The organism is Legionella sainthelensi, assembly GCF_900637685.1.
Classification (GTDB): Bacteria; Pseudomonadota; Gammaproteobacteria; order Legionellales; family Legionellaceae; genus Legionella; species Legionella sainthelensi.
Genome location: NZ_LR134388.1, coordinates 4,071,042 through 4,082,697, shown reverse-complemented (window position 1 = coordinate 4,082,697; position 11,656 = coordinate 4,071,042). Strand labels below are relative to the sequence as shown.

The window sequence follows — 11,656 nt, the reverse complement described above, 5'->3', positions numbered from 1 at the left end:
ATCTAGAAACTACTAAGGTATTGTAGATATGTAAGATTAGTGAATTCTTAATCGGCAATGAATATTTGGCTAATTAGATATTCCACTTTGGAAAAAGCATTCGCTTGGGGAGTTCTAGGAACCATCAAAAAAGTTTAGAATAGTTATTATTTATTTAGTGTTCACTGTTTGGGAGATATTACTCTTGAACATCCTAAAAAAACAATCAAGCTTAAAATAAACCCAACTGTCTTCTTAGGATATACTCTTAGTGAAATTGTCCTCTATCAGGTCGCTTACGCATTTTCTTTAAGTTAGATTGACGCAACAATCCCGTAGATCCAGTGAAACTTTCTAGTTCGTTAATTTTATTGTTCGGATTACAAGGGTGGGTTCTACAGTGTTGTCGGTATTCTAGATGATGTTTGTTATGTTTGTGGTGTATGCCATCGCCATAACGAACGAGCATTTTCTGTTGCAGATTAGCTGCTGTATGTTGGATCTTATCAGGCATGTTTTTTCCTTTTTCGAGGTTAATAAACACTACTTATTACCTGAATTGTGATAATAAGCTCCACATTTTAAGTATAGACGGTAAATTCAAATTAGGGTCGCTTCATTTACAATTAAAGAATCATTTGATAGTGTTTTGAAAGAAGGTGTATTTCATACCAAGGATCACGATGGCACATTGTATGCGTATATTTTTGTTAGCTTGCTGCATCATCCTGCCTTGCACCATGCCATTTGCGCAAGTGCCCAAAAATATGGATAACAATGTAAGTGAATATTCATATTCACTCGCATTACAAGCTGCTACTTGGGGATTGCCTGTTGTCATTATGTATAATCTGCGCTATAACGATGCATTGCAGCCTAATGCTAAATCCAGACCAAATTCAATTTGGCGTTTGGAAAATATAGCTACTCCCTCCCTTTCTGAACAAGCGGGTTATGTTACTCCAAATACTAACGTTATCTATGGATTTGGTTTCTTGGATTTATCCAAAGAGCCAATCATTTTAAGTATTCCTGATTCAAATAATCGTTATTACATGGTTCAGATTTTAGATATGTATACTAATTCATTTGCTTACGTAGGTGGTGTCACTACAGGCTACAAAGGAGGAACTTATGCGCTTGTAGGACCAAATTGGAAAGGGAAATTACCCAACCATATCACGTGCATTAAAGCCCCTACACCTTGGCTTTTAATCCAACCACGAGTCCATGTTGTTAATGACGCAGATTTACCGAGTGCCCAAAAGGTATTGAATGACATAACTATCACAGGCATGGCTCAATATCTGGGACAAACACCAGCGTCTTTCTCCTCCTACAATTTTATCAAACCTGAGTTGGCTAATCCTAAATTACCGGTCAGTGCAGTTGATTTTAAAGATCCAATGCAGTTTTGGCAGATTTTATCGGCAGCAATTAATGAAAATCCACCACCAAAAGACCAGATTAGCGCTTTGTTACCTATGTTTAAACCTCTTGGAATTGAATATGGAAAACAATGGGATGCGACAAAAGTTTCACCTATTATTTTAGAGTCTATGAAACGTGCTGCACGAGACATAGGGCCACTTAGTTCAAACTTGCCTCTCGGTATATTTGCTAACGGATGGTTTATTCCACCACCAGATATTGGAAATGCGAAAACCAATTATTATTTACGAGCCATCATCGCACGTGTTGGATTAACAGCGAATATTCCACGTGAAGCAATTTATTTTATGACCCAAAGAGACAATAATGGGAACAGTCTATTGAGTAATAAACAATATACAGTGACTTTCAAGCAGTTACCTCCGTATATTGCTCCGGGATTTTGGTCTTTAACTTTATATGATTTGCATAATAATTATACTGTTGAAAATCCAATTCATCGATATTCACTCGGTAGTGATAATCAAATGAAGTTGAATGATGATGGCTCGCTTACAATTTATATTCAAAATACGAATCCAGGAAAAGATAAGGAAGCAAATTGGTTGCCTTCAGGAAAAGACGGCCAATCGTTCTATTTGATATTACGTTCCTACGCACCTGGGAAAGCAATGATAGACGCATTATCTGACTCGAAATCATTCACTGTTCCAGCGGTGATCGAATCACAATCATTTTAGGAAAAAACGAATGAATTACCTACATACAATGGTTAGAATATCAAACTTAGAGCAATCACTGGATTTTTACTGCAATAAATTAGGGCTGATTGAAGTAAAACGCACAGAGCATGAAAAAGGTCGATTTACCCTTATATTTCTCGCTGCTCCCAATGATTTAGAACAAGCAAAACAATCTAATGCCCCGATGTTAGAGCTCACTTATAACTGGGATCCGGAAGTGTATCATGAAGGTCGTAATTTTGGTCATTTAGCCTATCGTGTTGATAATATTTATGAAACATGCGAACGATTAAAAAAGTTAGGTGTCACCATTAATAGACCACCCCGCGATGGTTACATGGCATTTATTCGTTCCCCAGACAATATTTCTATAGAATTATTACAAAAAGGAGGAGCGTTACCTCTCCAAGAACCATGGATCTCAGAACCAAATATTGGTCACTGGTAACAAATATTGTCCAGAAATTTAAAAGAATACCTCAATCTGGCTTTTAATAATTAGATAAAAGTCTTTAGGGTGTTAGAAATTACACTGGATTCAGAAATCTAAACTTAGAGCAAAATTTCCGGAACCAGTGTATAAATCGTGGCATGTGGATCCGCCTTTTCCCTAAATTAATGAGAGGTTATGCCTTAACTTGGCTTATTCGTTTTTCATGCCTAACAGAGGAACTGATGGAGCTTGTTCTATTTTAGCTCTGTTTTGAAGCTCTTCTCTATATAGTCGATAGTGTAGTTCGAAATGTTCTGTAACTAAATTCGTCGTGTCATTAATTAGCGTTGCCATTTGCGATGAGGGATCAACACATTCACTTAACAAGGATGGCAGTGCATGAAGAAGTTCCGTAGGAGTTAATTGTTTGTACTCTTCTTTCCACACATTATGGTTCACCCAATTTAACGCCGGAAGAACTTCGTAATAATTATGATACCCTTGCTTGTAAAAATTACAGCCAGCTATCAGCATACCAAGAAGCATCGTATCATGTGGATCTTTAGCCAGATCTAATTTGCCTGCTTTGGACAAAAGACCTAAAGAGGCTTGCATTATTGCACCTGTAGTTCCGGACACATCAAAAAAATGAGGAAGATTCATATGATCATGGAGATGAAGTGTTCTACCTGTCGCATCATTCACTATTACACTACGAAGCTGGGGAATCTCAGGCATAGAACTATCAGTGCCATTATTTACAAGAGATTCAAGATAATGACTTACCGTAACAAGTTCTGCTTCTGATATTTGAGCACCATGTGTGTATAGTTGCATTTGCAAATGAGCAAAAGGCGATCCAGGGGCTTTAATGTATGGCACATGAAAACTATTTAATGACACCATTAATTCTTTTATGAAAATCTCTAATGCAACTACGTCTTTGCCAGCATTTTTAGCCTTTTCAATTTTACAATTGCTACTTCCATAAGCATTAGCAATCATTCCCAAAGGAGAAAGAACAACTTCAAGTACTCTTAAAAATTGTTGGGGTGGGGTTTGATGCTCTCTTTTGAGTACTTTTATTAAGAAATCATGATTTTCCAGTATATCTCTAGAGCGACTTTCTGGTGTGTTTGATCCTATCTCAAAAAGACTCATAAGCGCTTTTGGATCTAATTTTTCTAATTCTGTACCCAGCTCAAAACCAATAATAGTAGCTGCATAAAGAATTTCGGGTTTTGGGTTCCTAGCAATTCCAACTGCTGTGCGCATCAATAAGTAATGTTCTGGACAAACCGCTGATATTTTATCAATGGCACATAATTTACCATAAGTTTTGCCTAATGCATGAACAACAGATGGGTGTTGAGTTTTTCCATTCGGAAAAGGCGGTTGTAAAGCAACATTTTGTCGGGATGAATGAAATGTGGGTACGATCGTTGATAATGTAATCTCTTTTGCGATCAATTGCTTTTCAGGGTTGTCCCACTCTTGAGTAAATCGTTCAGAAGCATAGGAGGATATTCCACGATTAAAAATTCCGTCTAGAGAGTTAGCAACAAATTTATCACGATGAATTTTAGGATAGCTCTTTGTAATTGCGAACATTTTAGTAACCTCATGGTGTATCACATACGTGATAAAAAATTAAATTGAATTAAAAATTATTACTCATAACTATGATGACTCATTGGATAAGCAGTAATTATTATTTTGAGTACAATTAAATCTTATAGAGCAATATTAATCCAATTCAATATATGTATATGTGATAGCAAAAAAATAAATTATTTATCGTTTTCAGTAGGTTAAGAGCATATCGATATAAGTTTTAGTACAAACACTGTCATCAATCGCGACGAATATTGGCATAATGGAGCACGGTTGCAGTCGTTATTAGTGCAATAGGAATTAAATAATTAAGTAAACTTAGACTTTGAAACTATTCTTAGACAATCAGTGAATAAAATAGAACATTGATTATTCATTCGGGTTGCATTATAATTCGCGCGGTGAAACTTAGGTGAATATGTGAACAAACAGCTAAGCAAGCGTGGCATTGTTCGGCTGTGGCTTGTGCAAATAAGCGTTACATTAGTCTTTGCGGCTTTTTGCGTACTAGCATATAGTGCTAATGCAGGAATCTCGGCATTGCTTGGTGGGGTGGTTTGTATCATTCCCAATGCATATTTCGCAACTAAACTATTTAAATATCAAGGCGCACGCTCAGCCAGGCAAATTGTAAATAGTTTCTATAAAGGCGAAGCGCTAAAGATATTTATATCCATATTCCTATTCACTGTGGTGTTTCTTTTCTTTAAAATAACACCGCTCGCGTTTTTTGTATCATATATTATGATACTGATGACGCATTGGTTTGCCCCGTTGATTATTAATAAACAGAATAGGCCTGAAAGTGACTGAAATGGTATCTAGTTCAAACTATATTAAACATCATCTAACATATCTTAATTATAATGTTAGTGATATGACATTTGGTTCAGGTGGTTTCTGGACTTTACATCTCGATACACTGTTTTTTTCCATTACATTGGGAGTTATAGTTTGTGCTCTAATGTATTTTGGTGCTCGTAAGGTTACAACAGGAGTTCCTGGTAAGTTACAAAATTTCGCTGAAATTATGCTGCAATTTGCAGATAATCAGGTAAAAGATTGCTTTCATGGAAAAAATAACTTAATAGGCCCTCTAGCATTAACCATATTTTTATGGGTCTTTCTCATGAATTTTATGGATATTCTACCAGTAGATATATTACCAGATATTGCTCAGGCTGGAGGTATTCATTACCTGAAAGTAGTACCTACAACAGATTTAAACTTGACTTTTGCTTTATCAATCACAGTATTTTTACTGATTATCTTTTATAGCATTAAAATAAAAGGCCCTAAAAAGTTTATCAAAGAGCTTACATTGCAACCTTTTAATCATCCCGGATTCATACCTTTTAACCTGTTACTTGAATTGGTAGGCCTCATTGCTAAACCGATTTCATTAGCACTCCGGTTATTTGGAAACTTATATGCAGGCGAATTGATATTTATATTAATCGCACTGTTAACCTTAAATGCTGCAACATCATCACCAGTAAGTACTGCGACCTTAGGCTCAGCTCAATTTATCTTGGCGTTGGCTTGGTCAATATTCCATATTCTGGTGATCACATTGCAAGCATTTATTTTCATGGTACTAACTATTGTTTATCTTAGTTTAGCGCATGAAGATCACTAACCGATTTTAATTTTCATCCATTGTAAAGGGGATAAATATGCAAGCCGCTAGTTTAATAGCACAAATTCAAAGTATGACCGTTGTTGCGGTTGCCTTGTTAATTGGTTTGGGTGCGTTGGGTACAGCGATAGGATTTGGTTTGCTTGGTGGCAAATTCCTTGAGGGCTCAGCTCGTCAACCAGAAATGGTTCCAATGTTACAAGTTAAAATGTTCATCGTTGCTGGTTTGTTAGACGCCGTGACCATGATCGGAGTAGGTATCGCGTTATTCTTTACTTTCTCAAATCCTTTCCTTAGCGGTATAGGTTCTTGATAACACATTATTCAGGGCGCAAAGCGCCCTAATTGTTACAGGAGATAAACGGTGGAAATTAACTTAACATTAATAATACAAATGCTGGTGTTTGCCGCTTTTGTTTTGTTTACTATGAAATTAGTTTGGCCTCCTTTGGCAAAAGCTATGGAAGAGAGACAAGACAAAATTGCTGATGGTTTAGCATCCGCAGAGCGTGGTCGAAAAGAGCTTGAGCTAGCGCAACATCGAGTCAAAGATGAATTAAAGCAAGCAAAAATTCAATCGACTGATATCATTGAAAAGGCCAACAAACGTGCTGCTCAAATCATTGAAGAAGCAAAGGAAGCCGCTAAACATGAAGCTCAAATACAGATGAAGCTTGCTCAAGAACAATTGATGCAACAAATAAATCATGCAAAAGATGAGTTGCGCAAACAAGTAGCAAACTTGGCAATAACCGGTGCTGAAAAAATTCTGATGCGTGAAGTAGATGCCAAGGCAAATACCGCATTGTTAGATAACTTGATAGAAGAGATTTAAAAATGTCTGATAGTACCACCATAGCCAGACCCTATGCTAAGGCGATTTTTGAATATGCTTTAGAGGAAAATAAATTAGCAGAGTGGTCAGCACATTTGAGAAATCTTGTTTTAGCTGTGTTGACCCCAGAAGCGGAGAAGTTTGTAACTAATCCAGCAACAACTGTTGAACAACATATCGAATTGCTGCAAACAGCGGTTGGTACAAAGTCAAATGACGACAGGCCAATAAATAATGTTATCGCATTATTAGCTACAAATAAGCGAATAATGTTATTACCAGAGATTTTCGCACTTTATGAAGTACATCGCGCAGATCAGGAAAAAACTTTAGATGTCAATGTATGTAGTTATTCTGAGTTATCAACTGCACAACAACAACGCTTAATAGAATCATTAAGTCAACGCTTAAAGCGTAAGGTCTCGTTAAAAATCAATATTGATCCTTCCTTGCTTGGTGGAGCAATAATTCGAGCGGGTGATTTAGTTATTGATGGTTCAGTTCGCGGCAAGCTTAATAAGCTTAGCAACGACTTAGCCGCTTAATTTAGAGGATAGTTTCCATGTCAGAACAAGTAGCGTTAAATCCTTCTGAAATCAGCGAATTAATCAGAAAGAAAATAGAACACTTTAATGTAGTATCTGAAGCACGTAATGAGGGTACTATTGTTAGTTTGAAAGACGGTGTTGTAAGTTTGCATGGCCTTGAAGATGTAATGGCTGGTGAAATGATAGAATTTCCTGGCGGCACTTATGGCTTGGCTCTTAACCTTGAGAGAGATTCAGTAGGGGCGGTTGTTCTTGGTGAATATGCCTCTTTAGCTGAAGGGCAAAAAGGTAAATGTACTGGTCGTATTCTTGAAGTTCCGGTTGGAAAAGGCCTTCTAGGTCGTGTTGTTGACGCATTAGGAAATCCAATTGACGGTAAAGGTCCAATCGAAGCATCCGGCATGTCGCCAATCGAAAAGGTTGCTCCAGGTGTTATTGCGCGTAAATCAGTAGATCAACCAGTGCAAACTGGGTTAAAAGCAATTGACGCGATGATTCCAGTAGGCCGTGGTCAACGTGAATTGATTATTGGTGACCGTCAGACAGGAAAAACAGCAATTGCAATTGATGCGATCATCAATCAAAAGGGTACAGGAGTTAAATGTATTTATGTGGCAGTTGGACAGAAAGCTTCATCTGTTGCTGCAATTGTACGTAAACTTGAAGAACATGATGCTTTAGAGCATACCATTGTAGTCGTCGCAGGAGCTTCAGATTCAGCTGCATTGCAATTTATTGCGCCTTATGCAGGTTGTACCATGGGTGAATATTTCATGGAGCATGGTGAAGATGCTTTAATTGTGTATGATGACCTAACCAAACAAGCTTGGGCTTACCGACAAATATCCTTGTTGTTGAAAAGACCTCCAGGTCGTGAAGCATATCCAGGGGATATTTTCTATTTACATTCACGCTTGTTAGAAAGAGCTGCACGAATTAATGCTGATGAAGTAGAAAAACTGACTCAGGGCGAAGTAAAAGGAAAAACAGGTTCATTAACCGCATTACCAATTATTGAAACTCAAGCCGGCGACGTATCTGCATTCGTACCAACGAACGTTATATCGATTACCGATGGCCAGATTTTCCTTGATGTCGATTTATTTAACTCAGGTGTTAGGCCTGCAATCAACTCCGGTCTTTCTGTGTCACGGGTTGGTGGGGCTGCACAAACCAAAATTATGAAAAAATTAGGTGGCGGTACTCGCTTAGCGCTTGCTCAATTCCGTGAGTTAGAAGCATTCTCCCAATTTGCTTCTGATCTTGATGATGCTACACGAAAGCAATTAGAGCGTGGTCAACGAATTACCGAGCTTATGAAGCAAAAACAATACTCGCCATTATCCGTTGCCGAAATGGGCACAGCATTGTTCGTTGTAGAAAAGGGTTATTTGGATGATGTACCTGTAAATGAAATTGCAGCATTTGAAGCCTCGTTGCACGACTATATGCGTACGTCGCATCCTGACTTGTTGCAGTTGATTAATGATGCTGGCGGTTATGATAATGATATTGAAATGAAATTGAAGAATGCTGTAGAAGACTTTAAACGTACAGCAAGTTGGTAAGTCAATTTTAAGGCGAAATGAGATATGGCTGGAGCAAAAGAAATCCGTTCGAAAATTTCGAGCATTAATAAAACTCGAAAGATTACTCGTGCGATGGAAATGGTGGCAGCAAGTAAAATGCGCAAAACTCAAGAGAGAATGCGCGCATCTAAACCTTATGCTAGTAAGATCTATGCGGTGGTAAAACATATTGCTCGTGCACACTCAGAATACAGACATCCGTTTATGAGTCATCGCGAAATTAATCGCATAGGTCTTATTGTTGTGACTACAGACCGAGGTCTGTGTGGTGGTTTAAACGTTAACTTACTCCGTGAAACCGTTAAAACAATTCGCAGTTGGAAAGAGCAGGGAAAAGAAGTTGACCTTGCTGTTATTGGTCGTAAAGGACAGGCATTTTTCAAGCGTGTTGGGAGTAATGTTCTCGGATCGAAAGATCATCTAGGTGATACACCTAGCATTAATGATCTTATCGGTATTGTAAAAGTTATGCTTGATGCGTTTAACAATGGCACTATTGACGCATTGCATATCGTATACAATGAATTTGTGAACACCATGACACAAAAGCCTGTGGTGAAACAATTATTACCATTGCCAAAATCAGAAGAAGACAGTAATACAATGGGGCATCATTGGGATTATATTTATGAACCTGATGCTAAGGAATTACTGGATAATCTTTTAGAACGTTATATCGAATTACAAATTTATCAAGCTGTAGTTGAAAATATCGCTTGTGAACAAGCGGCTAAAATGATTGCAATGAAAAATGCAACAGAAAATGCCGGTGATTTGATTAAAGAATTTCAATTGGCTTATAACAAAGCTCGACAAGCTGCAATTACACAAGAGTTGGCAGAAATTGTCGGTGGCGCAGCCGCTTTATAAGAGGGTATAAAATGAGCTTAGGAACTGTAGTAGAAATTATTGGCGCGGTAGTGGATGTTGAATTCCCCCGTGATAATGTCCCTAAAATTAATGATGCATTGAAACTTGTTGATGGTGACTTGGTTTTTGAAGTACAACAACAGTTAGGTGATGGTGTTGTTCGTACTATCGCAATGGGAACAACGGAAGGACTTAAGCGCGGACTAAAAGCAGAAAATACGGGTGATCCAATTCAAGTACCCGTAGGTAAGAAAACTTTGGGACGAATTATGGATGTTCTGGGTCGTCCAGTTGATGAAGCAGGTCCAATTGGTGCTGAAGAGCATTGGTCTATTCACCGCAAGCCCCCAACTTACGAAGATCAAGCAGGTAGCCAAGAATTGCTGGAAACAGGTATTAAGGTTATTGACTTGCTTTGTCCTTTCGCTAAAGGAGGTAAAGTAGGTTTATTCGGTGGTGCCGGCGTAGGTAAAACCGTTAATATGATGGAATTAATTCGTAACATCGCTATTGAGCACAGTGGATATTCAGTATTCGCTGGTGTTGGTGAGCGTACTCGCGAAGGAAATGACTTCTATCACGAAATGAAAGAATCGAATGTATTGGACAAAGTATCATTAGTTTATGGCCAGATGAATGAGCCACCAGGTAACCGTTTACGTGTTGCTTTAACTGGTCTTACTATGGCTGAAAAGTTCCGCGATGAAGGCCGCGATGTATTGTTATTCGTTGACAATATCTATCGTTATACGCTCGCTGGAGTTGAAGTATCTGCGTTGCTGGGTCGTATGCCTTCTGCTGTGGGTTACCAGCCGACATTGGCGGAAGAAATGGGTATGTTGCAAGAACGTATTACCTCAACAAAAACAGGTTCTATTACCTCAATTCAAGCGGTTTACGTACCAGCAGATGACTTAACCGATCCATCGCCAGCAACAACGTTTGCTCACTTAGATGCTACCGTTGTATTGTCACGTCAAATCGCAGAGCTGGGTATTTATCCGGCGGTTGACCCATTAGATTCAACCTCACGACAATTAGACCCATTGATTGTAGGTCAAGAGCATTATGATACAGCTCGCCGTGTGCAACAGACATTACAACGATATAAAGAATTAAAAGATATTATTGCAATTCTTGGTATGGATGAACTTTCTGAAGAGGATAAACGTGTTGTAACTCGCGCACGTAAAATTCAAAGATTTTTATCACAGCCATTCTTCGTTGCAGAAGTCTTTACAGGTTCTCCAGGAAAGTATGTATCTTTAAAAGATACAATTAAAGGCTTCCAAGGCATTCTTGCTGGTGAATATGATGATTTACCAGAGCAAGCATTTTATATGGTTGGTAGTATTGAAGAAGCGGTTGCTAAAGCTAAAACCCTATGAGGTAAGCAAATATGACTAGAACAACGCACTTAGATATAGTTAGTGCTGAACATGAAATATTTTCCGGTTTAGTTGAAATGATTGTGGCAACTGGAGAGTTAGGCGAGATAGGTATTACAGCTGGTCATGCCCCTCTACTTACTGTTCTGAAACCAGGTGAGGTGCGAATTACTTTACCTGGCGGTAACCAGGAAATCTATTATGTTCAGGGTGGTATGCTGGAAATACAGCCTAATTATGTTACTGTTCTTGCCGACGAGGTTGAGCGGGCTGAGCATCTTGATGAAGCAGCTGCCCTTGCAGCAAAAGCCCAAGCTGAAGCAGCAATGGCCAATAAAGGCGGAGGCGGTGAGATGGATTATTCTGTTGCTGCTGCTGAACTGGCACGAGCAGTTGCTCAAATTCGTGCAATTCAAAAAGTTAGAAAAATAATCAAGTAAGTATTTTCATCTAAGGTGTGTTGATAATTCATTCCCACCGCCTACATGCCGCGACTTGTTCGCGGTGTGCAGAAGATCTAATCAGCTACGAATTTATTAATAGCCTGTGTTTCGTTACCCAAGATTTCTTCGCTACGTGAACCAGGAATTAATAAAATCAACATCAATAAACGCCCATTCTAGGTT

13 protein-coding genes are annotated in these 11,656 nt (G+C 38.4%); 11 read left to right on the top strand and 2 right to left on the bottom strand.

The window, feature by feature from the left end:
• Positions 1–247 precede the first annotated feature (247 nt).
• Positions 248–493 (bottom strand): hypothetical protein, encoded by a 246-nt coding sequence (locus EL220_RS17705; RefSeq protein ID WP_027270434.1) that lies wholly within the window; start codon positions 491–493, stop codon positions 248–250.
• A 169-nt stretch (positions 494–662) separates the two neighbouring features.
• Between EL220_RS17705 and EL220_RS17700 the strand changes: the two genes are divergently transcribed.
• Together EL220_RS17700 and EL220_RS17695 are read left to right on the top strand one after the other, a co-directional pair.
• A complete protein-coding gene (locus EL220_RS17700) occupies positions 663–2,111 on the top strand; it encodes a DUF1254 domain-containing protein (RefSeq protein WP_027270435.1) in 1,449 nt (482 codons plus the stop codon).
• 10 nt (positions 2,112–2,121) lie between these two features.
• The gene (locus tag EL220_RS17695) at positions 2,122–2,562 is read left to right on the top strand and encodes a VOC family protein (protein WP_027270436.1); all 441 of its coding nucleotides are present in this window, start codon (positions 2,122–2,124) and stop codon (positions 2,560–2,562) included.
• Positions 2,563–2,757: 195 nt separating this feature from the next.
• Here the strand turns inward: EL220_RS17695 and EL220_RS17690 are convergent, their stop codons facing one another.
• Positions 2,758–4,158, bottom strand: a complete 1,401-nt coding sequence (locus tag EL220_RS17690) for a hypothetical protein (RefSeq protein ID WP_051544716.1) — start codon at positions 4,156–4,158, stop codon at positions 2,758–2,760.
• 423 nt (positions 4,159–4,581) lie between these two features.
• Between EL220_RS17690 and EL220_RS17685 the strand changes: the two genes are divergently transcribed.
• The 9 genes from EL220_RS17685 to EL220_RS17645 are packed head-to-tail and all read left to right on the top strand — an operon-like array spanning position 4,582 to position 11,470.
• Positions 4,582–4,974 (top strand): F0F1 ATP synthase subunit I, encoded by a 393-nt coding sequence (locus tag EL220_RS17685; protein WP_027270437.1) that lies wholly within the window; start codon positions 4,582–4,584, stop codon positions 4,972–4,974.
• Position 4,975: 1 nt separating this feature from the next.
• On the top strand, positions 4,976–5,800 hold the full coding sequence (gene atpB / locus EL220_RS17680) for a F0F1 ATP synthase subunit A (protein WP_027270438.1): 825 nt from the start codon (positions 4,976–4,978) through the stop codon (positions 5,798–5,800).
• 37 nt (positions 5,801–5,837) lie between these two features.
• Positions 5,838–6,113 (top strand): F0F1 ATP synthase subunit C, encoded by a 276-nt coding sequence (atpE, locus tag EL220_RS17675; RefSeq protein ID WP_003633911.1) that lies wholly within the window; start codon positions 5,838–5,840, stop codon positions 6,111–6,113.
• 51 nt (positions 6,114–6,164) lie between these two features.
• Positions 6,165–6,635, top strand: a complete 471-nt coding sequence (locus EL220_RS17670) for a F0F1 ATP synthase subunit B (protein ID WP_027270439.1) — start codon at positions 6,165–6,167, stop codon at positions 6,633–6,635.
• Between the two features lie 2 nt (positions 6,636–6,637).
• Positions 6,638–7,180, top strand: coding sequence for a F0F1 ATP synthase subunit delta (locus tag EL220_RS17665; protein ID WP_027270440.1), 543 nt, complete (start codon positions 6,638–6,640; stop codon positions 7,178–7,180).
• Between the two features lie 17 nt (positions 7,181–7,197).
• Positions 7,198–8,751 carry a F0F1 ATP synthase subunit alpha gene (gene atpA, locus EL220_RS17660; RefSeq protein WP_027270441.1) on the top strand — a complete coding sequence of 518 codons (1,554 nt, stop codon included), beginning with the start codon at positions 7,198–7,200 and terminating at the stop codon, positions 8,749–8,751.
• A gap of 24 nt (positions 8,752–8,775) precedes the next feature.
• Positions 8,776–9,642, top strand: coding sequence for a F0F1 ATP synthase subunit gamma (gene atpG, locus EL220_RS17655; protein WP_027270442.1), 867 nt, complete (start codon positions 8,776–8,778; stop codon positions 9,640–9,642).
• 11 nt (positions 9,643–9,653) lie between these two features.
• Positions 9,654–11,030 carry a F0F1 ATP synthase subunit beta gene (atpD, locus tag EL220_RS17650; RefSeq protein ID WP_003633919.1) on the top strand — a complete coding sequence of 459 codons (1,377 nt, stop codon included), beginning with the start codon at positions 9,654–9,656 and terminating at the stop codon, positions 11,028–11,030.
• Between the two features lie 11 nt (positions 11,031–11,041).
• A complete protein-coding gene (locus EL220_RS17645; RefSeq protein WP_027270443.1) occupies positions 11,042–11,470 on the top strand; it encodes a F0F1 ATP synthase subunit epsilon in 429 nt (142 codons plus the stop codon).
• Positions 11,471–11,656: the final 186 nt, after the last annotated feature.

Coding starts and splice junctions, on each gene's coding strand:
- EL220_RS17705 (WP_027270434.1), bottom strand. CDS start 493: ATGCCTGATAAGATCCAACATACAGCAGCTAATCTGCAACAGAAAATG.
- EL220_RS17700 (WP_027270435.1), top strand. CDS start 663: ATGGCACATTGTATGCGTATATTTTTGTTAGCTTGCTGCATCATCCTG.
- EL220_RS17695 (WP_027270436.1), top strand. CDS start 2,122: ATGAATTACCTACATACAATGGTTAGAATATCAAACTTAGAGCAATCA.
- EL220_RS17690 (WP_051544716.1), bottom strand. CDS start 4,158: ATGTTCGCAATTACAAAGAGCTATCCTAAAATTCATCGTGATAAATTT.
- atpB (WP_027270438.1), top strand. CDS start 4,976: ATGGTATCTAGTTCAAACTATATTAAACATCATCTAACATATCTTAAT.
- atpE (WP_003633911.1), top strand. CDS start 5,838: ATGCAAGCCGCTAGTTTAATAGCACAAATTCAAAGTATGACCGTTGTT.
- EL220_RS17665 (WP_027270440.1), top strand. CDS start 6,638: ATGTCTGATAGTACCACCATAGCCAGACCCTATGCTAAGGCGATTTTT.
- atpA (WP_027270441.1), top strand. CDS start 7,198: ATGTCAGAACAAGTAGCGTTAAATCCTTCTGAAATCAGCGAATTAATC.
- atpG (WP_027270442.1), top strand. CDS start 8,776: ATGGCTGGAGCAAAAGAAATCCGTTCGAAAATTTCGAGCATTAATAAA.
- atpD (WP_003633919.1), top strand. CDS start 9,654: ATGAGCTTAGGAACTGTAGTAGAAATTATTGGCGCGGTAGTGGATGTT.
- EL220_RS17645 (WP_027270443.1), top strand. CDS start 11,042: ATGACTAGAACAACGCACTTAGATATAGTTAGTGCTGAACATGAAATA.